Annotated in this window: 26 protein-coding genes; 18 read left to right on the forward strand and 8 right to left on the reverse strand. The window is 57.4% G+C overall.

The window, feature by feature from the left end; translation table 11 throughout:
- Positions 1-3: 3 nt before the first annotated feature.
- The 13 genes from rplO (at position 4) to rpmE (ending at position 7,722) form a co-directional block, all read left to right on the forward strand.
- Positions 4-447 (forward strand): 50S ribosomal protein L15, encoded by a 444-nt coding sequence (gene rplO / locus H6G53_RS05580; protein ID WP_190356080.1) that lies wholly within the window; start codon positions 4-6, stop codon positions 445-447.
- Between the two features lie 51 nt (positions 448-498).
- A complete protein-coding gene (gene secY / locus H6G53_RS05585) occupies positions 499-1,821 on the forward strand; it encodes a preprotein translocase subunit SecY (RefSeq protein WP_190356079.1) in 1,323 nt (440 codons plus the stop codon).
- Positions 1,818-2,396 carry an adenylate kinase gene (locus H6G53_RS05590; protein WP_099534714.1) on the forward strand — a complete coding sequence of 193 codons (579 nt, stop codon included), beginning with the start codon at positions 1,818-1,820 and terminating at the stop codon, positions 2,394-2,396. The genes secY and H6G53_RS05590 overlap by 4 nt, the downstream gene beginning before the upstream one ends.
- 165 nt (positions 2,397-2,561) lie before the next feature.
- The gene (infA, locus tag H6G53_RS05595; RefSeq protein ID WP_099534715.1) at positions 2,562-2,798 is read left to right on the forward strand and encodes a translation initiation factor IF-1; all 237 of its coding nucleotides are present in this window, start codon (positions 2,562-2,564) and stop codon (positions 2,796-2,798) included.
- Positions 2,799-2,905: 107 nt separating this feature from the next.
- A complete protein-coding gene (gene rpmJ, locus H6G53_RS05600; protein WP_015186054.1) occupies positions 2,906-3,019 on the forward strand; it encodes a 50S ribosomal protein L36 in 114 nt (37 codons plus the stop codon).
- A gap of 76 nt (positions 3,020-3,095) precedes the next feature.
- Complete coding sequence (gene rpsM / locus H6G53_RS05605) at positions 3,096-3,473, forward strand: 30S ribosomal protein S13 (RefSeq protein WP_099534716.1); 378 nt, start codon at positions 3,096-3,098, stop codon at positions 3,471-3,473.
- 51 nt (positions 3,474-3,524) lie between these two features.
- Positions 3,525-3,920 carry a 30S ribosomal protein S11 gene (gene rpsK / locus H6G53_RS05610; RefSeq protein WP_099534717.1) on the forward strand — a complete coding sequence of 132 codons (396 nt, stop codon included), beginning with the start codon at positions 3,525-3,527 and terminating at the stop codon, positions 3,918-3,920.
- A gap of 152 nt (positions 3,921-4,072) precedes the next feature.
- Positions 4,073-5,017: a DNA-directed RNA polymerase subunit alpha gene (locus H6G53_RS05615; RefSeq protein WP_099534718.1), complete on the forward strand. Its 945-nt coding sequence runs from the start codon at positions 4,073-4,075 to the stop codon at positions 5,015-5,017.
- Between the two features lie 81 nt (positions 5,018-5,098).
- Positions 5,099-5,449 carry a 50S ribosomal protein L17 gene (gene rplQ, locus H6G53_RS05620; RefSeq protein ID WP_099534719.1) on the forward strand — a complete coding sequence of 117 codons (351 nt, stop codon included), beginning with the start codon at positions 5,099-5,101 and terminating at the stop codon, positions 5,447-5,449.
- A gap of 35 nt (positions 5,450-5,484) precedes the next feature.
- Positions 5,485-6,336, forward strand: a complete 852-nt coding sequence (gene truA, locus H6G53_RS05625) for a tRNA pseudouridine(38-40) synthase TruA (protein WP_190356077.1) — start codon at positions 5,485-5,487, stop codon at positions 6,334-6,336.
- Positions 6,337-6,418: 82 nt separating this feature from the next.
- On the forward strand, positions 6,419-6,883 hold the full coding sequence (gene rplM / locus H6G53_RS05630) for a 50S ribosomal protein L13 (RefSeq protein ID WP_099534721.1): 465 nt from the start codon (positions 6,419-6,421) through the stop codon (positions 6,881-6,883).
- Positions 6,883-7,296, forward strand: coding sequence for a 30S ribosomal protein S9 (gene rpsI, locus H6G53_RS05635; RefSeq protein WP_099534722.1), 414 nt, complete (start codon positions 6,883-6,885; stop codon positions 7,294-7,296). The genes rplM and rpsI overlap by 1 nt, the downstream gene beginning before the upstream one ends.
- Positions 7,297-7,497: 201 nt before the next feature.
- Positions 7,498-7,722 (forward strand): 50S ribosomal protein L31, encoded by a 225-nt coding sequence (gene rpmE, locus H6G53_RS05640; RefSeq protein ID WP_099534750.1) that lies wholly within the window; start codon positions 7,498-7,500, stop codon positions 7,720-7,722.
- Positions 7,723-7,902: 180 nt separating this feature from the next.
- Here the strand turns inward: rpmE and lepB (H6G53_RS05645) are convergent, their stop codons facing one another.
- From lepB (H6G53_RS05645) to purD, 6 genes are all read right to left on the reverse strand, one after another.
- Positions 7,903-8,595 (reverse strand): signal peptidase I, encoded by a 693-nt coding sequence (gene lepB, locus H6G53_RS05645; protein WP_099534723.1) that lies wholly within the window; start codon positions 8,593-8,595, stop codon positions 7,903-7,905.
- Between the two features lie 329 nt (positions 8,596-8,924).
- Positions 8,925-9,650 (reverse strand): signal peptidase I, encoded by a 726-nt coding sequence (gene lepB, locus H6G53_RS05650; RefSeq protein ID WP_190531390.1) that lies wholly within the window; start codon positions 9,648-9,650, stop codon positions 8,925-8,927.
- A 238-nt stretch (positions 9,651-9,888) separates the two neighbouring features.
- Positions 9,889-10,485 carry an FKBP-type peptidyl-prolyl cis-trans isomerase gene (locus H6G53_RS05655; protein WP_190531393.1) on the reverse strand — a complete coding sequence of 199 codons (597 nt, stop codon included), beginning with the start codon at positions 10,483-10,485 and terminating at the stop codon, positions 9,889-9,891.
- A 66-nt stretch (positions 10,486-10,551) separates the two neighbouring features.
- Entirely contained in the window at positions 10,552-10,890 is a 339-nt protein-coding gene (locus tag H6G53_RS05660) for a phasin family protein (RefSeq protein ID WP_099534726.1), read from the reverse strand.
- 165 nt (positions 10,891-11,055) lie between these two features.
- The gene (locus H6G53_RS18660; RefSeq protein ID WP_190356073.1) at positions 11,056-13,203 is read right to left on the reverse strand and encodes a HAMP domain-containing sensor histidine kinase; all 2,148 of its coding nucleotides are present in this window, start codon (positions 13,201-13,203) and stop codon (positions 11,056-11,058) included.
- Positions 13,204-13,234: 31 nt separating this feature from the next.
- On the reverse strand, positions 13,235-14,593 hold the full coding sequence (gene purD / locus H6G53_RS05670; protein WP_190531395.1) for a phosphoribosylamine--glycine ligase: 1,359 nt from the start codon (positions 14,591-14,593) through the stop codon (positions 13,235-13,237).
- 306 nt (positions 14,594-14,899) lie between these two features.
- Here purD and H6G53_RS05675 point away from each other — a divergent pair, with 306 nt between their 5' ends.
- From H6G53_RS05675 to H6G53_RS05695, 5 genes are all read left to right on the forward strand, one after another.
- On the forward strand, positions 14,900-15,853 hold the full coding sequence (locus H6G53_RS05675) for an NAD-dependent epimerase/dehydratase family protein (protein ID WP_190356071.1): 954 nt from the start codon (positions 14,900-14,902) through the stop codon (positions 15,851-15,853).
- Positions 15,854-16,000: 147 nt separating this feature from the next.
- Entirely contained in the window at positions 16,001-16,330 is a 330-nt protein-coding gene (gene petJ / locus H6G53_RS05680) for a cytochrome c6 PetJ (protein ID WP_190531397.1), read from the forward strand.
- Positions 16,331-16,482: 152 nt separating this feature from the next.
- On the forward strand, positions 16,483-17,424 hold the full coding sequence (locus tag H6G53_RS05685) for a tetratricopeptide repeat protein (protein ID WP_190531399.1): 942 nt from the start codon (positions 16,483-16,485) through the stop codon (positions 17,422-17,424).
- A 251-nt stretch (positions 17,425-17,675) separates the two neighbouring features.
- Positions 17,676-18,188: a hypothetical protein gene (locus H6G53_RS05690; RefSeq protein WP_190531401.1), complete on the forward strand. Its 513-nt coding sequence runs from the start codon at positions 17,676-17,678 to the stop codon at positions 18,186-18,188.
- A 362-nt stretch (positions 18,189-18,550) separates the two neighbouring features.
- Positions 18,551-19,186, forward strand: a complete 636-nt coding sequence (locus H6G53_RS05695) for a hypothetical protein (protein ID WP_190531403.1) — start codon at positions 18,551-18,553, stop codon at positions 19,184-19,186.
- Positions 19,187-19,315: 129 nt separating this feature from the next.
- Here the strand turns inward: H6G53_RS05695 and H6G53_RS05700 are convergent, their stop codons facing one another.
- Positions 19,316-20,677, reverse strand: a complete 1,362-nt coding sequence (locus H6G53_RS05700) for a dihydroorotase (protein WP_190531405.1) — start codon at positions 20,675-20,677, stop codon at positions 19,316-19,318.
- Between the two features lie 176 nt (positions 20,678-20,853).
- Complete coding sequence (locus H6G53_RS05705) at positions 20,854-21,783, reverse strand: PEP-CTERM sorting domain-containing protein (protein ID WP_199309135.1); 930 nt, start codon at positions 21,781-21,783, stop codon at positions 20,854-20,856.
- Positions 21,784-22,032: the final 249 nt, after the last annotated feature.

Consider the following 22,032-nt stretch of genomic DNA (forward strand, 5'->3'; position numbering starts at 1 on the left):
TCCATGAAAATCACGGATGCACAGCCTAAAAAAGGCTCCAAAAAGCGCGGTCGTCGCGTCGGTCGGGGCATTGCTGCCGGTCAAGGCGCGAGCGGTGGCTTCGGGATGCGCGGTCAAAAGTCGCGCTCCGGTCGCAGCACCCGCCCCGGTTTTGAAGGGGGTCAAATGCCCCTTTACCGCCGGGTGCCGAAGCTGAAGCACTTCACGGTGATCAACCGCCAAGCCTACACCGTGGTCAACGTCGGCAGTCTGGCTGGCCTGGCGGCCGGTTCGACCGTCAACTTGGCCTCGTTGATGGAAGCCGGGATTGTTACCACCAACGATGGCCCGCTGAAGTTGCTGGGCGATGGTGACCTGTCGGTGAAGCTGACGGTGGAAGCCGCTCGCTTCACGGCTAGTGCCAAGGAAAAGATCGAAGCAGCCGGCGGAACTTGCACGGTTGTCTAAGATTGAAGTTGGGAAATCCGGTTGCTGAAATTTGCCTGAGGTGTACCAACCATGGTCGTCAGTCGAGATAAAGCGCCAACAGCCCAAGAAACCTTCATGCAAATGGCCCAGGCGGCTGGCCTGCGGGGGCGGTTGCTGGTGACCGTCGGCCTGCTAGTGCTGGTGCGCCTTGGGATCTTTTTGCCGGTACCGGGAATTGATCGTGCAGCCTTTGGCAACGCGATCCAAAACAGCGGTCTAGGTGGGTTGGTTGGCTTCTTAGATATCTTCTCCGGGGGCGGTCTATCGCTGCTGGGGATCTTTGCGTTGGGAATTCTGCCCTACATCAACGCATCCATCATCATCCAATTGCTGACGGCGGCGCTGCCTTCTCTGGAAGACCTCCAGAAGAATGAAGGGGAGGCGGGCCGTCGCAAGATTGCCCAAATCACCCGCTATGTGTCCGTTGCTTGGGCCGTGATCCAAAGCGTGGGGATCGGTCTCTGGGTGTCGGCGTTGGGGGCCACGACGGAGCCAGCGGGCCTGTTTGTGGTGAAGACGGCGCTGGCCCTGACGGCTGGTTCGATGTTTGTGATGTGGATTGGCGAGCTAATCACGGAGCGTGGCGTGGGCAATGGTGCTTCGCTGCTGATTTTCGTGAACATTGTTTCGACCTTTCCGAAGTCGGTGGGTCAAACACTGGAGCTGGCTCAAAGTGGTGATCGATCGACCATTGGCGGCATTGTGCTGTTGATGTTGGCGTTTATGGCCACCATTGTCGGCATTGTGTTTGTTCAAGAAGGGGCCCGTCGCATCCCGATCGTGATGGCCCGCCGCCAGGTGGGTCGCCGCCAGTATCAGGAGCGCAGCAGCTACTTGCCCTTGCGCCTGAACCAAGGGGGGGTGATGCCCATCATCTTCTCGACGGCGGTGTTGGTGGTTCCGGCCTCGCTGGCCCAGTTCACGAACAATGAAGCCTTGGCTCGGGTGGCCACCTATCTGAGTCCGACGGGCCCCACGCCCTGGCTGTACGTGTTGGTTTACCTGGCACTGATTCTGTTCTTTAGCTATTTCTATTCGTCGCTGGTGGTGAACCCGGTGGATATGGCTCAGAACCTGAAGAAGATGGGAGCGAGCATCCCCGGGGTGCGCCCAGGTCAAGCCACGAGTAAGCGGGTGCAGCAGATTTTGAATCGGCTGACCTTCTTGGGGGCAATTTTCTTGGGCTTGGTGGCCATTGTGCCGACGGCCGTGGAAAGTGCCACCAATGTGCGGACGTTCCAAGGGTTAGGAGCAACGTCGTTTCTGATTTTGGTTGGGGTCGCGATCGAAACGGCGAAGCAAATCCAAACCTACGTGATTTCACAGCGCTACGAAGGAATGGTGAAGCAGTGACGCGATTGATTTTTTTCGGCCCACCGGGTGCCGGTAAGGGCACGCAAGCCAAGATTTTGTCTGAGGAATATGGCATTCCCCATATTTCCACGGGTGATATCTTGCGCGCGGCCGTTGCCCAAGGCACTTCCTTGGGACAGGCGGCGAAGTCCTTCATGGATCGCGGTGAATTGGTACCCGATGAATTGATCATTGGGATCATCAAGGACCGGCTCGCAGAACCTGATGCTCAACAGGGCTGGATCCTGGATGGCTTCCCGCGCAATGTGGCCCAGGCCGAAAAACTCAATGACATGCTGGCGGCAACGGGTCAGGCCTGCGATCGAGTGCTGAATTTGGTGGTTGCCGATGATGTACTCAAGGCCCGTCTCCTGAGCCGAGGCACAGCGGAAGGTCGCTCGGATGACAATTTGGCGACCATTGAGCATCGCCTGGCGATTTTTCACCAAACGACGGAACCGCTGCTGAAGTTCTACAGGGCCCAGCAGGCGAACCTATTGGCGGAGGTCAATGGTGACCAGCCCCTCAGCGATGTGACTCGTGACCTGAAACAGGCGATCGCCCTAGCGGCTTAGTTCACCTCCGCTGAAGTTTGGTGCTGAAGCTTCGTGCTGAAGCCGGGAACCAAACCAGAACCCCAGACCCGATCGCCCATTGTGCTAGTTTGGCAGTGAGATAGCGCTTAACAGCAAGTTCACTGATTGTCAACCAACTCGACGTTCATACAGGAGAGCTGATCCTTGTCCAAGCAAGATCTGATCGAAATGGAGGGAACCGTAACCGAATCACTCCCGAACGCAATGTTCCGGGTGGATCTCGATAACGGTTTCAACGTCCTAGCACATATTTCTGGCAAGATTCGCCGTAACTACATCAAGATTCTGCCGGGCGATCGCGTCAAGGTTGAGCTGACCCCCTACGACCTGACCAAGGGGCGCATCACCTACCGTTTAAAGAACACGGGTGGCAAAAAATAACCCCCAAAATAGCCACCCGATCGCTGGTCTAGCCAAAGACTTGCCCCGATAGGTTGATCCGGTACTCATTTTTCTCTAAAATTCCAAGTTTGGAGATTTTAACCATCATGAAAGTCCGAGCCTCCGTCCGCAAAATGTGCGAAAAGTGCCGCGTGATTCGTCGTCGCGGTCGCGTCATGGTCATTTGCCAAAACCCCAAACACAAACAACGCCAAGGGTAAAAGACAGCGTTAGGGTGGTTGTGTTTGCCTGGCACCCATCTAAAGACAGAGCATTAAAACGTTAGGGAGAACCAACGTGGCACGTATTTCCGGTGTAGATTTACCGCGCGAGAAGCGCATTGAAATTGGGTTGACCTATATTTACGGCATTGGTCTAACCCTGTCGAAGAAAATTTTGGCCGCAACGGGTGTGAATCCGGATACGCGCGTCAAAGACCTCGGCGATGCAGACATCTCTGCCCTGCGGGCCGAGTTGGATAACTACCAGGTGGAAGGTGATCTGCGCCGCTTTGAGGCCATGAACATCAAGCGCCTGATGGACATCGGTTGCTATCGGGGTCGTCGTCACCGCGCAGGTCTGCCGGTGCGGGGTCAACGGACGCGCACCAATGCCCGGACTCGCCGTGGTGGTCGTCGTACGGTGGCCGGGAAGAAGAAGGCTCCTCGCAAGTAATCGACTGGTTCTGTCCCCTTTCTACGAACGTTTTAGTTCTGTTCAACAGCTATGGCAAAGCAACCCAACAAGCGCTCTGGCCCGCGTAAGCAAAAGCGCAACGTCCCCAGCGGTGTCGCCCACATTCAATCGACTTTCAACAACACGATCGTGACGATCACCGACCTCAAGGGTGATGCAATCTCTTGGGCCTCGGCTGGTTCCAGCGGTTTCAAGGGAGCTAAGAAGGGTACGCCCTTCGCCGCCCAAACCGCCGCTGAAGCTGCTGCCCGTCGTGCCTCTGAACAGGGGATGCGGCAGGTGGAAGTGATGGTGAGCGGCCCCGGTTCGGGTCGGGAAACGGCAATTCGGGCCCTGCAAGCGTCGGGTCTGGAAATCACGCTGATTCGTGATGTTACGCCGATTCCGCATAATGGTTGCCGGCCGCCGAAGCGTCGTCGGGTCTAAATCACCCCGCGATCGACCCGCGCTAACTCACGGGCGCTGCGATCGCATCCTGCAAGCCAGCGGTAACCCTTGGTCACCGCGAATTTTTTTCTGTTACGGGGCGGCTTCACTGCCGCATATGGATCGACTAGGCCGGTTGGGAGGCACAAAGCGTGTCGCAATTTCAGATCGAGTGTGTTGAATCGAGCACGGAAAGCAATCGCAATCTCTACAGCCGTTTGGTGCTGTCCCCCCTCGAACGTGGGCAGGGCACAACGGTGGGGAACGCTTTGCGTCGGGTACTGCTGTCGAACCTCGTGGGTTCCGCAGTGACGGCCGTCCGGATTGCGGGCGTGAACCACGAGTTCGCGACGGTTCCCGGTGTGCGGGAGGATGTGTTGGACATCCTGCTGAACATGAAGGAATTGGTGCTGCGCAGCCACACGGATCAGCCGCAAATTGGTCGCTTGTTGGCCAAAGGGCCGCGGGTGGTCACGGCAGACCTGTTCGATTTGCCTTCAGAAGTGGAAGTGGTTGACCCAACCCAGTACATTGCCACCTTGGCCGAGGGGGCCACGTTGGAAATGGAGTTCCGAGTGGAACGTGGGGTGGGCTATCGGGCGATCGATCGGGGTCGTGATGATGCGTCGGCGATCGACTTTTTGCAGATCGACTCGATGTTTATGCCCGTCCGCAAGGTGAACTACACCGTTGAGGATGCCCGGGTGGGCGAATCCCTGGAGAAGGATCGCCTGGTTCTGGAAATTTGGACGAACGGCAGCATCACCCCCCAACAGGCGCTTAGTCAGGCCGCCACGCTTCTGGTGGATCTGTTCAACCCGCTCAAGGACTTCACCATCGAAGCCACCAAGAGCGATCGCCCAGAGTCCCAAGACCCCAGCAGCCAAATCCCGATCGAAGAATTGCAACTGTCGGTGCGCGCCTACAACTGCCTGAAGCGGGCGCAAATCAACACCGTTGCCGATCTTCTGGAATTCACCCAAGAAGATTTGCTGGAGATCAAAAACTTCGGAGCCAAGTCGGCTGAAGAAGTGATCGAAGCGTTGCAGCGGCGTTTGGGCATCACCCTGCCGCAAGAAAAGGTGGCCAAAGCCTAGCTGCCACCGTTCACCCCCGGCTCTAGCCCGTTCTAGATCCGCCCCCCCTAGTTACTAATCAGTTGAGTAGAGATCGGAGCTATGCGTCACGGTCGTCGCGTTCCTAAACTTGGTAAGCCCGCTGACCAGCGTCGCGCCCTGCTGCGGGCCCTGGCCACGGAAACCATCCGCAATGGTCAAATCACCACCACCAAAGCCCGGGCCCGGGCTGTTCGCGCCGAGGTTGATCGCATGATTACCTTGGCCAAGGACGGTTCCTTGGCTTCCCGTCGTCGGGCCTTGGGCTATCTGTATGATGCCGACTTGGTTCATGCCCTGTTCGAGCAGGCTCCCCAGCGCTATGGTCAGCGGAATGGCGGCTATACCCGCATTTTGCGCACCGTGCCCCGGCGTGGTGACAATGCCGAAATGGCCATTTTGGAATTGGTCTAGGCCAAGACCAATCGCTGGGGTGTAGAGCAACAATCATGGCCGACTGTCCCGCCGATCAGCAACGTGTTGCTTTGGTGATTCAGTACCTGGGAACAGGGTTCTGTGGTTGGCAGCGGCAGATCCGCGATCGCAGCGTTCAAGCCACGATCGAAGACACGATCGCCGAGATTCTGGGGCATCCCGTTGTCATCCATGGTGCTGGACGCACCGACACCGGAGTTCATGCCTCTGCCCAAGTGGCCCACTTTGACGTGGCCAGCCCGATTCCCCCCCACCGTTGGGCGAAAGTCCTCAACACAAGGTTGCCAGATGATATTCTGATTCTGGCCTCCTGTGCGGTTCCGGGGAACTGGCACGCTCGGTTCTCGGCCTCGTGGCGGCGTTACCGCTATGTTCTCTACACCGATCCACAGCCGAACCTGTACCTCAAACCCTTCAGTTGGCACTATTACGAGCCAATTCAAGTGGAAAAGATGCAGGCGGCGATCGCCCCCCTCGTGGGTCGGCATCACTTGGCCGCTTTCCACCGTGCCGGATCAAAACGTCCCCATTCTTGGGTGGATGTTCAAGAAGCCTGGTGTCGGCGGCGCGGGCCGATTGTGGAACTTGAAGTTCAAGCCAGTGGCTTTTTGTACGGCATGATGCGGCTGCTGGCGGGGATGTTGGTGTTGGTGGGGCGCGATCGCCTCAGTGTCGAAGAGTTCACCCAAATTTGGCAGAGTGAACGCCGAGACCTGGTGAAATATGCCGCGCCACCCATGGGATTGTGCCTACTGCGCATTGGCTACCCCAACTCGCCCCTGCCAGAGATTGCTCGCACCAACACCCTGCCTTGGTTTGACCTGACCCAGGACGGCCCGGCAACCTTCAGCCCTCCCGTTACATAAAGATTCTAGGCTTAACGCACTACGCGATCGCCCTAGTTATAACTTCCCCGATTCAGCGACTTTCGCAACCCAACCAACCCCTATGTCCATTCCCACCAAGACTGCCCTGCCCTCCGTAAACGACGTTGACCGGCAATGGTACGTCGTTGATGCCGCTGGTCAACGCCTTGGCCGCCTGGCCACCGAAGTGGCTTCCGTCCTGCGGGGCAAAAACAAGCCCACCTACACGCCCCACCTGGATACCGGTGACTTTGTGGTGATCGTGAACGCCGACAAAGTGGAAGTGACCGGTAAAAAACGGACTCAAAAGGTCTACCGTCGTCACTCTGGCCGTCCCGGTGGGATGAAGACGGAGAGCTTTGAAAAGCTGCAAAATCGTCTGCCCGAGCGGATTGTGGAACATGCCGTTAAAGGGATGCTGCCTAAAAATGCCCTCGGTCGGCAACTGTTCCGCAAGCTGAAGGTTTATGCCGGTGCAGACCATCCCCACACGGCACAACAACCCCAAGTCCTGACGATCAACACCATTCCTGGAGGTGAAGGCTAATGCAAGCAACGGATAACAACGGGCGCGTGATGTATCGCGGCACGGGCCGCCGTAAAACCTCGGTCGCTCGCGTGCGCCTGGTGCCTGGCTCTGGCCAACTGACCATCAACGGTCGTCCTGGCGATAACTACCTGCAATACAACCCGGTTTATCTGGCTGCGGCCAAAGCACCTCTGGAAACCCTCGGTTTGGAAGGGGATTACGATGTGCTGGTGAGTGTGGTGGGCGGCGGCCTGACTGGACAGGCTGACTCGATCCGCTTGGGTGTGGCTCGGGCCTTGATTCAGCTTGATCCTGAAAACCGTAAGCCCCTGAAGGTTGAAGGCTACCTGACCCGCGACCCCCGCGCCAAGGAACGTCGCAAGTACGGTTTGAAGAAAGCCCGGAAGGCTCCTCAGTTCTCGAAGCGCTAATTTTCCAAGCGCCGACTTTCGAAGGGGAGGCCTCGGTGGCTTTCCCCAACGAATGGGCAGGCTGGGGGCTGGTGATCAAAAGACCCCGTTTGGAAGTCGTGATCGCCAGCTCTTTTGTGCAAATCCTCGCGATCGAATCCATGCACTTGAATGCAGTTCGATCGCCCTTAAATTTCCTAAACCTTGGTTGAGGTTCACATCATGGCAAAAGAAGGCATTCACCCCGAGTGGTACCCCGATGCAAAGGTCTATTGCAACGGCGAATTGGTGATGACGGTTGGTTCAACCCAACCGGAATTGCATGTGGACATTTGGGCTGGTAATCACCCGTTCTTCACCGGCACTCAGCGGATCATTGACACTGAAGGTCGTGTGGAGCGATTCCTGCGCAAGTATGGGATGGCAACCGAAACCAAAAAGGACTAGGGTTTCTTGGTTTGGTTGGTCAACTAATTGGCCAACTACAATTGGCAAACTCAAAATTCTTCAACCAGAAGAAGCAGAAAAAAGGAGCAGTTGCTGAACCAGTAACTGCTCCTTTTTATTTTCTGGGCTTTTATTTTCTGGGCTATTTTAGGCTCTATTTTTTCTAGGCTCGGTGCTTGGCTAGAGATTACCCATGCGATCGAGGGGCCAAAACCGCCAAACTGCATGGCCAACAATCAAATCTTGCGGAACGACTCCCCAGCAACGACTGTCGTAACTGCGGTTGCGATTGTCGCCGAGCACGAGATAGGAGTTGGGGGGCACTCGCACCGGCCGGGCCAGAAAAGGTTGTGGATCCCCTACGCAAACATTGGTATCCGTGCGCTGCACCGCATTGCCATCCGCGCTAAGGCTGGCCGGGCGCTCCCCTGAGCCACTCGCAGGACTGGGGCGACCGGTTGTTAAGACGGACTCGCGGGCAATGTAGGGTTCGTTCAGGCGCTGGCCGTTGATGTAAACCTGGCCATCTCGCAACTCCACCAGTTCACCCGGCAGACCAATCACGCGCTTAATAAAAGCATCTTTGAGGTTGTGGCGGCGCAGTTCGGCGGTCGGCATGAAGACGATGATGTCGCCGCGCTTGGGGCTGCCGCCAAACCGGTATTGCAGTTTTTCGACAATCAACCGATCCTTCACCAGCAGCGTCGGCACCATTGATTCAGAGGGAATCCAGCGAGCTTCGGCCACGTAGGTACGAATGCCCAGGGCCAAGATAATGCTGAGACCAATGGTTTTAAGGACTTCAACCCAAGCGCTGTCGGTGGGGGGATTGGTGGATGGCTCTTTATGCGAGGAAGCGGGTTGATCGGTCACGAGAAAAATCCTAAATGCACTAAAGCAGTAGACGAGGGCGCTTCTTGAAACGCTGGGCGCTGAGCACCTTGGGCCAAGCCCGGGAAACGCAAACCAGGAGAAGCGCGATCGGGGTTCAGGATCCAAGACTGGGACTTGGGGAATGCGGGCGTTTCGGCATGATTGACCATTCTGCTTGAAAACTTGGAATCAATCCGTGCGCCGTTAGCCAGAAACTGGAAACTCTCAACTCCTATTACAGGCTATTACAGCGGTGAAAATTCCGGCTGGTCTGTTGTTGAGAAGATATACCGCAAAACCGCGAAAAAACCGCGAACGATCGCCGTTGACTATTGAGGGACTGGATTCGGCGAGGCTGTGGGGGTGGTCGGTGCCCCCCAGCGATCGAGAGGAAAAAACCGCCACATCACCCGCCCCACCAAGGCTTGACGTGGCACGTAACCGTAGGTGAAGGTCAGGGCTGGGGCAGTACCTAAGGCGGAACCATCGCTCATGACAAAGTAGGTGGCGGCGGGAACTCGCACGGGGGCAAGATCACCAATTTCGATCGCCAGGGACTGGCCATGGGCGATCGGGCGCTGATTGACCAAGAGTTGACCGCTTTGGATTTCAACCCGATCGCCGGGCAAACCAACGGCCCGATTGACCAACACTCCCCGAGGTTGATTCGGCGTGCCGGGCGGCATGAAGGCCACTAACTCGCCTCGATCGGGGTTGCGCCACTGGTAGCTTGCTTTGTCAATGAGCAGGCGATCGCCCGGTTGCAGCGTGGGCCTCATGGTCGGCAGGGTCACCAGATAGGAATCGATGACGAGCGATCGCATGGCCCCCATGGTCAAGAGCACCACCAATCCCGACCCCCACCAATGTCGCCGTTGCCAAGTCCAAGCGGGTGCTTGCCGCAGGGTTGCCGTCAGGGAAGGGAGCCACTGCTGCCAATGCCACCGCCCGCCCTGGTTGCCCTGGGGAGCCGTGGCGGATGCTGCGTTGCGGGAAAAGGGGCGCAATGGTTGCCCGTTTCTCAACCGCTTGGACTTTGGGGGTTGCGTTGACATGGGCGTGACGCTTGATTGTCGGTTGACCTAGGGACTGGTCAACCTCATTCAGGATACCGAATCCAGACCGGGGGATCTGCTGGAGGGTGGTGGTTGATACGGCCTGGGTGTGATCGTGATTCCCGACGATCGGTGGCCAGCACAAGGGGCGATCGCCCCGCCGGAGTGATCGCCCCTATCCAAGATCTTGGATGCTTCCCACAGTCCAAAAACTGTCAGTGCTGACGCTGAGCGGGAACTAACCCCCCACGCGCAGCAATTCCACATCAAACACCAGGGTGGCGTTAGGAGGAATCACCCCACCAGCTCCCCGGGCCCCGTAGCCCAAGTCCGGCGGAATCACCAGCTTGCGGCGACCACCAACCCGCATGGACAGGACACCTTCGTCCCAACCCTTGATCACTTGACCCACGCCAATGCGGAAGCTGAAGGGCTGACCCCGATCGCGCGAGCTGTCGAATTTTTTGCCGTCAGTGAGCGTGCCGGTGTAGTGAACCGTGACGTTCTGACCGGGAGTGGGGGCTGCGCCGGTTCCCACGGTGAGGTCTTCGTATTGCAGGCCAGAATCGGTGGTGGTCAGGTTGCTCGCGTCGGCCACGAGGGTTGTCTCCTGGGTATTGGTGGGCAGGGTGGCGATCTCAGGCGATCGCAGTTGGGCGGCCGCGTCGCTAATGAGACGGGCCGCCAGTTTGGAACCGTTGGCAGTGGCTTCGGCCGCCGGTTGACTGGATAGGGGGTTCGCTTCGGCGGTGGGGGCTTTGCCCGTGAAGGTGACCATCAACACGGCCACTAGGCAAACCAACATCACCCCAAAGCTGATTAACACATCACGCAAGGGTCTAGTCTCCTCGATCAATCTGCGAGCAAAGTGGGTCGTTCTTGATCCTAACGAGCGATCGCCCTAACGCCACAGTCGATTTTCCAGGTCGCGCACTTGGCGCTCTAGCCGATCGATCCGGCCGCGCAGTTCGTCCACCTCTGAGCGATCGGGCACACCAAAATCCTTCATCACCTTCCGAAACTGCTGCTGAATCAGGGAATCAAAACTTTCGCTGGGGGAGGGATTGCCGCCGGACTGCAAACGCTGCATCAGGTCATCCACCACCTTGCGGGCCTGTTCTGGATCCAAGCGGCCGCTGCGAACCCATTCATCGCTGGCTTCCTTGAGGCGTTCTGCAACAATGGCCGTTGTGCCCAGACCAATGGTCAGCAGTTGTTGCAGCCAGTTATTTCCATCCATCGGACGATCGACTCCGTATGCCTACCAGGGTTCATCAACAGCTCGGGCTGACGCTCGGACTGAGTGGCCCCGCCAATCATCGTTAGGCTAACACGGGCGATCGACCCTTGTGGGATGCGGATCAGTCGCGATCGCCGCCCGATTCGCCCCAGGATTGCCCCCGGTCTAACCCAGGGTGCTGGAAACGACGGGCATCGGTTCCGGCAGGGTCAACCCATCCCGATAAATCAACAAGTCAAACCAAAAAATCGTCCCCACACCCACTTCACTGATCAATTTGACGCTGCTTTGGTGCTTGTCGATGATGTTACGGACGATCGACAGGCCCAGCCCCGTGCCTTCGAGGGTATGCACCCGGTTTTCGACCCGATAGAACCGATCGAAAATGGCATTACAATCTTCGGGGCCAATGCCAATGCCGGTGTCGGCCACTTCCACCCGCACCACGCTCACCACCTCGGGCTGAGATTTGGCTGGGCCGGTTGCCGCATTCACCGGGCAGGTATCCCAGAGGGCCGGCTGAACGGCGGGGTCTTGGGGAACATAGGCTCGGATCGCCACCTGGCCGCCCTTGGGGGTAAATTTCAGGGCATTGCCCACCAAGTTGGCGAACACTTGCAGCAACAGATCATAGTTACCCAAAACGGGCGGCAGGCTGGGGGCCAGCTCTTGGGTCAGTTCAATTCCCTTGTCGCGAGCATTGAGCTGGTAGGTACGCAGGGTTTGTTCGATCGGCTGTACCAGGTCGATCGCGTCAAAAGTGTAGCTACGGCTGGATTCCAACCGAGAGAGATCCAACACGTCATTGACCAACCGGGTCAGGCGATCGGTCTCGCGGTTGGCGGTGTCCAAAAACTCCCGCTGTTGCTCCGGCGACAGCTCATCGCCATAGTCATGGAGCGTTTCAATAAAGGACTTGATGTTAAACAGCGGCGTGCGTAGCTCGTGGGAAACATTGCTGATGAATTGGCTTTTGGCCTCATTCAGCTCCACTTCCCGGGTAATATCCTGCACCGTGACAGCAATCCCTCGGATGCTTTCGCGGTAGCGATCGCCTGGGGCCTCACCATCTTGATCGGCATAGAGATTACATTCCCTGGCCAGGGGCCGTTGGGCATCGCTGCACTGATCCTGCTGATGGTGCTCGCAGGTGTCGCACAAGTGCCCGTCCCCGATCGCCCGTTGGGATAGCACTGGCGACAGCAAAATGCGCACCGTTCGCTTCACCGGCTCCATCAGGGTAATGCGAAATTCTTCGCCCTCGTCGGCCTTGCCTTCCGCCAACTGGTAGAGCGGGCGCGTGAGCTTCACCTGTACCTCGGGTGGAAACTCATAGAGCACATTTTTGCCAATGATCGGCTGGCCGTCCGTTTCGCGATCCCAGCCAAAAATCTGGCGGGCCGTGGGATTCACCAACACCACGCGCAGATCCGTATCGAGCAGCAGGGCCCCATCGACGATCGTGGCGATGAGGGTTTCGAGCTTGGCCTTGCTGGCCGTCAGCTCTTCAATATTCTGTTCTTCGTAGCGCTCCAGGCGCTCCGCCATGTCATTAAAACTGGCAATCAGCTCCCCGAGTTCACCGCCAAACGGCAGGGTAATTCGCTGCTTAAAATCCCCAGAGGCGATGTTTTTGACACCGATCAATAATTCCTTAATCGGCTTGGTGATGGTGAGGGCGTTGAACACAGCCCCCAAAATCACCATCACCCAAATTGACACGAACACCGCGATCGTCACGTCGCGAGTCAATCCCGACGAGGCCACCACCGTCGGATTGGGATTGGTACCCACGGCCAACACCCCCAAGTATTGACCCTCGTGGGTTAGGGGCACAAACACATCCGTGACCTGACCGTTGGGGGTGAGGTGTTGACGCACCAAGGGGCGATCGAGATCGGCCGCATAGTCCGGCGGCAACTGAATCCGACGACGCAAGGTTAGGGAGTTCTTCACCTCCGTGTCGGAAAAGGGGATGCCGTAGAAGATATCCCCGTCCACGTCGGCATAGAGCAAGTACCGAACGCTGGAAGTGCTGTTATAAAACCGGCGCGAGAAGCCAGCCAAACCGCCCAAGTCTTGCTCCGCCACCAGGGGTGCAGTGTTGGCGGCCAAGAGCAGCCCCAAATCTCGCCCAAAACGGGTGTCGTTGAGCCGGGCATCCTGCTGGATGGTGTTGACGGCCCAAAAGGTTAGCCCGCTGGTCAGCAGCGACACCACCAGGGTTGCCACCGCCATCAATCGGGTTTGGAGGGTGAATTCTGACCACCAGCGACGCAGGATTTGCCGCAACGTAACGATCGCCTCAAGCATGGTCTCGGGGAGCGTGCAGATTGATTCGATCTTAAGGGGCTTCGGTGGGCATAGGGTCACTGGCGGCGATCGCACCGGGCAAGGGCAGGGTTTCCCAAGGTTGTTGGCGCACTTGATAGCCAATGTCGCGACGATAGGTTTTTTCGGCGTAGTCAATGGCCTCGATCGCCCGGTAGACGGTTCCGAAGGCTTCGTCAAAATCTGCCCCGATCGCCGTGACCCCTAGGACGCGCCCTCCATCGCTGACCAGTCGGTCGGTGTTGCCGCTCGATCGCACCAGCCGCGTTCCCGCATGAAACACCATGGCCCCCACCGCTTCCGCCTCTGCTAAGCCCGCGATCGGAGTGCCCTTGGCAAAACTGCCCGGATAGCCCTGGGCCGCCACCACCACACAGCCGGCCACGCCCGATTTCCAGGCGATCGGGGGAAACTGGGCCAGCCGCTGTTCCACACAGGCCAGCATCAGCTCATGAAGCGGCGTTTCCAGCAGCGGCAACACCACCTGGGTTTCCGGGTCACCAAAACGGCAGTTAAATTCCACCACCTTGGGATCCCCCTCAGGCGTGATCATCAACCCCGCGTACAAAACCCCTCGGTAATCAATGCCGCGCGCCGCCAGGGCCCGCACCGTGGGCTGCAACACTTCTGTTTCAATGCGCGCCATCAGATCCGGCGTAACCAAGGGAGCCGGGGCATAGGTTCCCATGCCGCCCGTGTTGGGGCCGGTGTCTCCCTCGCCAATCCGTTTATGGTCTTGGGCTGGAATCAGAGGGCGCACGGCTTTGCCATCGGTCAGGGCCAGGACGGATACTTCCCGCCCTTCCATAAATTCTTCGATTACCACGCTGGAGCCAGCGGAGCCGAATTGGCCGCCAAAAATAGACTCCACCGCCTTGAGTGCCTCATCCAGGTTCATGGCCACGGTTACGCCCTTGCCCGCCGCCAGACCATCGGCCTTCACCACGATCGGGGCCCCGGTCTGCTGCAAATAGTCGCGGGCGGGGGCCAGCTCCGTGAAGGTGGCGGACTGGGCCGTGGGCACACCCGCTTCGGCCATGAGCGTCTTGGCCCAAGATTTGCTTGCTTCGATTTGGGCCCCCGCTTGGGTGGGGCCAAACACGGGAATTTGTCGCCCGCGCAAAAAGTCCACAATCCCGACGGCCAAAGGTGCTTCGGGGCCCACCACCACCAGGGAGACCCCTTGGGTTTGGGCAACGCGGGCGATCGCTTCAAAATCAGTTGCAGCGAAGGCAAAGTTTTGGCAACGGGGATTCAGGGCCGTTCCCCCATTTCCGGGAATACAAAAGACCCGCTCCACCTGTTCCGACTTCAACAACATGTGGGCGATCGTGTGTTCACGGCCACCATTGCCAACCACTAAAACCTTCACAGAATCTTTAACCCGCAGTTGTGAACAGAACTCGGCCAGGAGCCAGTATCTCAGAATATCGCACGTCCGCTCCTCTCACCACCGATCCCCGCTGGGAGGCTGGATCTTGTCCAATTTCGACTCAATCGCGGTCGATCGCCAATCATCAACGACCATTTCCGGGTTGGTTGTTTCCACGTTTGGGTGCAAAACTTCCTAGACTGGGCTAGGCGCTGGGCCAAAACTTGGGCTAAACCTAGACCAGCGATCGGGCGATCGCGCCAATTTCCCCTCAACTATTGCAAAACGGCGATTTCTGAACTCCCCATGACTACCAGCATCGTGACCGGCGCGGCCGGCTTCATTGGCTCCCACCTGGCGGAAACGCTGTTACTGCGAGGCGATCGGGTCATTGGCATTGATCACTTTAATGACTATTACGACCCGGCCCTCAAGCGGCAAAACGTTGCGCCCCTGTTGGATCATGGCCAATTCCAACTGCTGGAGGTGGATTTGCGAGCCATTGACTGGGCCCCTCTGCTGGCGGAAGCGGATGTGGTCTATCACCAGGCGGCCCAGGCGGGGGTGCGGGCCAGTTGGGGGACTGGGTTCCAGGACTACACCGATCGCAACATCACGGCGACCCAGCGCCTCTTAGAAGCCGCGAAGCAGGCCCCGAATTTGCAACGGTTGGTCTATGCGTCCACGTCGTCCATCTATGGCGATGCGGAAACCTTTCCCACCAGTGAGTTGGTCTGTCCCAAGCCCGTGTCGCCCTACGGGATCACGAAATTAGCGGCCGAACAGCTCGGGCGACTCTATTGCAACAATTTTGGCGTGCCCTTTGTGGCCCTGCGCTACTTCACGGTTTATGGGCCCCGACAGCGGCCGGATATGGCGTTCCACAAGTTCTTTAAGGCGGCGATCGCCCATCAGGCCATTCCCATTTATGGCGATGGGCAACAGACCCGCGACTTTACCTATGTCAGCGATGCGGTGGCGGCGAATTTGGCGGCGGCGGTGGTTCCAGCGGCGATCGGGGAAATTTTCAATATCGGTGGCGGCAGTCGCGTGGTGTTGACGGAGGTGCTGGAGCAAATGGAGGCGATCGTGGGTCACCCGATCGCGCGTGATTATCAGGATCGGGCGATCGGGGATGCTCGCCACACCTCCGCCGACGTGACCAAGGCTCGCAATCTTTTGGGCTATGACCCTCAAGTCACGATTCGCAAGGGTCTTGAGCAGGAATGGGAGTGGATTAAAACCCTCTACGCCGCTTGACCATTGCTCGATCGACCATTTTAAAAAATTATTGCAAACCATTGCCAAACCTTGACTGATACTGGGCTTGACAGTCTTGGACAGATCTGGACTAAATGGGTCTGAAGCATTTCACGGCTTCAGTACTGACTGACAGGATCAAGGACAATGAAACGGTTTGTATCTTGGGCGATCGCTCTGGTTGCTGCTTGGTTGAGCTTTGCTGGTGCTGCCCATGCGGCTGATGTGGCCAATGGAGCCAAAATTTTTAACGCCAACTGCGCCGCTTGTCATGCGGGTGGCCGTAACGTGGTGATGGCAGACAAGACCCTGAAGAAAGATGCCTTGGAAAAATACGGCATGAACTCGATCGAGGCGATCGTGAAGCAGGTCACCAACGGTAAAGGTGCGATGCCGGCCTTCAAGGGCAAGCTGACGGCAGACGGTATTCAAGATGTGGCATCCTTCGTGCTGTCCAAGTCGGAAGCCGGTTGGTAAGTCATGGAAGCCGGTCAAGGCAACATTCCTCCACAGATGCCTTGACCGGTTTTGAGCGCCGGGCAGCCCTGGCGCTGTTCCCTCTGGCTAACCCACCCAATTGAACCCGAGCGTTGAATTGCCTTTCGGTCATTCAACAGGCTTCTGACCCTATGTCCGAACCCGATCGAACCGGGCGCTGGGCGATCGCGCTGCTGCTGAGCGTGGTTGTTTGGGGCCTCGCAGCTACTACCTACTGGCCATCCCGACTGACTCCGGCTAGCGTCCCGGTTTCTAGTCCGCAAGACCCGATGTCGCTGGGTGCATCAGCTTTTAGCCGTGGTGATTACGCAGATGCGCTAGCGGCCTTCGCGATCGCTGCCGATCAGACCCCGGATGCCCACCGGCAAGCCCGGGCCCACCACAACCGCTGCCTGACCTGGCTGGCGCTCGCCGACTGGGCGGCCGCGATCGGGGACTGCACGACGGCGCTGGAACTCAATCCCCAGCTTTGGGATGCATACCTGAACCGTGGTTTGGCCTATCGCGGGCAACAAAACCGGGCCGCCGCCACCCAGGATTTTGAAACGGTGCTGCATCAACATCCCTTGGATGGACGCGCTTGGTATAACCACGGGCTGGTGATGGCTGAACAACAGCAGGGGCGCGAAGCGATTGAAGATTTCAACCGAGCCATTCTGCAATTCGGCCACGAATCACTCGATCGCCTCGCTCAGGTCTATTACGACCGGGCGATGACCTGGCTGGATCAGGGCGATCGGCCCCAAGCCCTAGCCGATCTCGATCGCAGTTTGCGCTACGGCCCCCAACAAGCCAATGGCTTTCATCTGCGCGGTTTGGTGCTACAAGCCCTGGGTCGTTCCACGGAAGCGATCGGCAGTTTTGACCGGGCGATCGCCCTGGCTCCCATGAACGGCCTGTCCTACATGGCCCGCAGTCAGCTTCACCAACAAATGCATTGCCATCAAGCGGCGATTCATGACTTGGAATGTGCTGTCCGTTGTTTCTATGACTGTGGCGATTGGGGTGCTTTGCAAACGGCCCTAACGGCCCTGCAACAACTTCAGCAGAGCAGTTCCGTGGCGATCGGCTAAAGCTGCTAGTTAGACCGCCCGTTGCTTAGTTTGTTCACGCGCTGAATGAATGCGCTGAATGAATGCGTTGAGCTGTTGGGTGGGTTGTTAGTTGGGTTGTTTGCTGAGTTGTCCAGTTGTGCGCGCCTCACCCCGCCGTCCCCTTTGAGAAGGTTGGTCACCGGTTCACGATTTCCTCTGAATCCCCAAACTACCCTTCGCCTGCTATGCCACTGAATTTATTTCGTTATTTATTTCGTTCTCCTGTTGCCTTGCGATCGGTTGGCTTAACTCTGGCGGTGACGCTCCTCAGCCCGATCGCCCAATCGATTTACCAGCCCGCCCGGGCCGATGGCAATCATCACCATCACCAATCCAGTCCCCCGGCCAGCCCTTCAGCCAGCCCGCACAGCCCCCACAATGGCAGCGGTCATGGCGGCGAGCATCAGCACGGTCGCTTTGATATTCCTGCTGGTCAGCCAATTCCCACCGTCAGTCTTTCCGTATTGCCGGATCCCAAACAGGGTTGGAACCTGCAACTTACGGTTCAAAATTTCCAATTTGCCCCGGAGCAAATTAACCAACCCGGTGCTTGGAACCAAGGTCACGCGCACCTCTACCTCAACGGGCGCAAACTCACCCGGCTCTACAGCAACTGGTATTACTTGGAATCTCTGCCGAGTGGCAGTAACCAAATCCAGGTGACCTTGAATACAAATGACCACAAGGATTTGTATGCCAATGGTCAACGGGTTGAAGCCCAAACGGTGGTTCAGGTTCCCTAGTAAATGGCTGGTTTGGAGACCATGAAAAGCAGGGTGGAGGGCTTTAAAAACAGGCTTCAAAACCAGTCAAAATAGCCCTGAAATTCTGTGACCAATTCAGGGTGGGAAGTGTTACATGGCGTTGCAACTGATGGCGTTGCATAACGTTCAATATCGATCGCGTCACACTCGAAACCACCGTGCCTAGTGATCTTTAGGATCAAAAGGAATGGGGTTGGTTTCGGGTTGATCGCTTCACACACCTCCAACCGGCCCCTCCCCATTCATGGAGACCAAGGCGCTTGCGGGTTCCCGCTTTCTGGCCATAGACCGGGCGATCGAACCCGCATCCGAGAGCCATTCAGGTTCGTAGGAGGGCAGGGATGATGGATCGGATCATGCAACACCAGCCGCCAATCAACACCGGGAAAGTTGGGGGTGAAGGAACCTGGCTGAGAAAAACCTGGCCGCGATCGAGCGCCATTGCTTTGTTGACGGGGTTGTTGGTGCTGGTGCTGGCCCAGCGTGTGGCCAGCCAAACGCCACCGCTCCCCGAGGGCAAGGCCCAAGACCTGACGGTGGCGGGCGGTTTGGAGTGCGATCGCGCGGCCATTTTGCCCATGTTGGCGCAGCTTGAGTTGCCCTACAGTGAGCTAGCCACTTGCCAGCAATGGGTGGAATATGGGCTAGGGGGCCCCGAAGAAATCCCGCCGATCGTGGATCCAGGGGACGGCTTGGAAGTCTACTACGGGCCCGAAGGGGAATCCGTGTTGTTGCTGAGTGCTGGGGCCAAAACCGAGCAGCAGGCCCGCTATGCCCAAGGAATCAGCACCGAAGACAGCGGGCGATCGAACCTATGGCTATTTGGTCGCCAGGGCGATCGCACGCGGCCCAGCAGTTGGGCGGCCACCCAGTTGCGATCGAATCTGGGCCGCCAAGAACCCCTGAGCCAATTTGCCCCCGACGATGACCAAACGGCCCTGCGGTTGGAATGGTTTCTGGGCCGCCCCACGCCCTAGGTGCTTCTAGGGTTGATTGTCCATGACCCAATCGTCGGAACAAGGGGCTGAAGCCCCTTGTCGTTCACGATCTGCCACGATCTGTCGCAATCTGTCGCGATCTGCCAGCGGTGACGTGAGGGATCAGCCCTACACCGTCGGTTCAAACCTCAAGGCCCGACCACGCACCGATTCATTAACCTGGCCGTTTTCATAGGCCACCTGACCGCCCACGATCGTGTAAACCGGCCAACCCGTGAGATTCCAACCCTCAAAGGGACTCCAACCACATTTGGACAGCATTTCCTCCCGCAGCACCGGACGGTAGTTATCGAGATCCACCAACACCAAGTCCGCATCCAATCCGGGAGCGATCGCCCCCTTGTTGGGAATGCCAAACCCCTTCGCCACATTGGTTGACATCCACCGGGCCACTTGAGCCACCGTGCAGCGCCCCGCCGCCGCTTGGGTCAGCATCAGGGGCAAGGAGGTTTGCACCCCTGGCATTCCGCTGGGACTGTTGGGATAGGGTTGCGCCTTTTCTTCCAGGGTGTGAGGGGCGTGGTCAGTGGCAATGAAGTCAATGACTCCATCCAACAGGGCTTGCCACAAAATTGCGCAATCTTCGGGCGATCGCAGGGGGGGATTCATTTGCGCAAAAGTGCCGATCGTTTCGTAAGCACTCACATCCATCAGCAAATGTTGGGGGGTAACTTCACAGGTCACCCATTCGGGCTTGTCCTGACGCATCAGGTTCGCCTCATCACCCGTAGACATGTGCAAGATGTGCAGCCGCCGCCGATGCTTCCGCGCCAACTTGAGGGCCAGTTGTGTGGCCTCCAGCGCGGCTTGGTTGTCTTGAATTTGAGAATGGATGGCCGGATCGGTAATGCCCGCAAATTGCTCCCGGCGCTGACGAATCCGATCTTGGTTTTCGGCATGGACAGCAATTAAGCGCCCATAGCCCGTTTGTCCCGGCTGTTGCCCCATCGCAAAAATTTGATCGAGGATTGGCTCCTCATCCACCAACAAGGGGCCATGCATAGACCCCATAAAGATCTTGATGCCGCAAACGGGGTTCGCCGTGATCAAATCCGGCAACCGATCGGCGGTCGCTCCAATGAAAAAGCCATAGTTGACCACGCACTTACTCGCCGCGCGATCGAGCTTGTCTTGCAGCGTGGCTTGGGTGGTGGTTAGGGGCTTGGTGTTCGGCATCTCCAAAAACGAGGTGACACCGCCCTTGGCGCAGGCATGGCTGGCGGTTCGGAGATCCTCTTTATGCTCTAAGCCCGGTTCGCGGAAATGAACTTGGGGGTCGATCGCGCCCGGCAACAGAGTCAAACCCGTTGCGTCAATTTCACGGGCGATCGGCCCAATTGTGTCGGGGGAGATTTCAGGAGCCACCTGCCGAATCTGATCGCCTTCGATCCACACATCACCTTGCAGGAAATCTCCGTCGGGCAACAGGATACGAGCGTTCCGAATCAGCAGCGTAGGTCGATCGGTCATGGTTTTAACCCACTGAAGGAAGAGAGAACCAAGCGGCAGAAACCCGAGCTGGGAATCTTTCCAGCTTGGCATTGTCTCCGATTCCTCTCGATCTCTTGCAGGTGCTTCTTTAGATTTCCTGCGATCTCCCCGATCGGTGATCCCGTGGCACAGCTTTGGTGTGCCTATTAATCAGCCTAGTCAGCGCGGCGACGACGCAGCCCCAGGACTCCCATCGCCCCCACCACCAACAACGCCCCGATCGATCCCGGCTCTGGCACTGACACCGGATCCGTGGGCTGTGTGGGTTGCGGCGTAGGCGTTGCGGAGGGGCTGGGGGTTGGGCTAGGGCCGGGTTCCGGAGTCACAGTGGGTTCGGGACTGGGTTCCGGAGTCGGCTCAGGAGTTGGCTCAGGACTGGGCTGAGGGGATGGCTCCGGAGTCTTGACCTGAGACAGACCGCCCACCGTCATGTTGTCAAAGGCAAAAACATCGCCTTGACCCGTTGACATGCTGAAGGAAACGCTACTGAAAGCCTCCTCCATGGTTTCCGCAATAATGCCAAAAAACAGCACAGAACCATCCGTACTGCCCGACGAGCCGATCGTGTTATTAACCGTCACCTGTTTTGTGGTGGACGCGCCCGCCAAAGTCAGGGTTAATTGGCCACCAAAATCACCAATATCAACCCCATAAAACCCAAAAGCTCCTACCTGCTGACTAAAATTGATTGTGAAGCGCCCCCCAGCGTCCACTTCCCAAAATTGAGTCCCGGAAACGGCATAGCGACCCACGCCATTTGTCCAGCCTACGGGCACGCTTGAAATTCGACCATTTCCCGAGAGTGTTGCGGTTCCAGCTCCGGGAAATGACACATTCAGAAGATTGTTAGTACCGGTGATTTGACTTTCAAAGGTCTCAGTACCCACACCGGTCAAATTTGACAAAAAAGCGGCTTCCGCTGCCTGAGAGTTGGTGAGATTGGCAGCCGGAACCCAAGGATTTGAATTTAAATCTTCGCCTAAAAACATTCGATAGGCTTGGGCTGGTGCAGAAACTGCCAAGCAAGTGGCCACTGAAGAAGCGACAATCGCAGTCAAGCTCAGAGCCGTTTTAAGAAGCTTCATAGATCTATGGGGGGAATATCAAGATGAAGACAATTCAATGACTGTCACCCTGCATTGATTATATCGATAGATCCGGAGATAAATAAGCTTTGATGTATCAATTGAAACCTGAAAAACAGCCGCCAAATCAGGCGTTTTCGAGTCTATTTTTCACAAAATCTTTAATTCAATCAACTAAAAACCTTTTTTCAGACAATCCTTCATTTAATCTTTAATAAAAGCCTTTAATCGTTGCAAAAGCGGGGGCCA

The organism is Limnothrix sp. FACHB-406 (assembly GCF_014698235.1).
GTDB lineage: Bacteria > Cyanobacteriota > Cyanobacteriia > CACIAM-69d > CACIAM-69d > CACIAM-69d.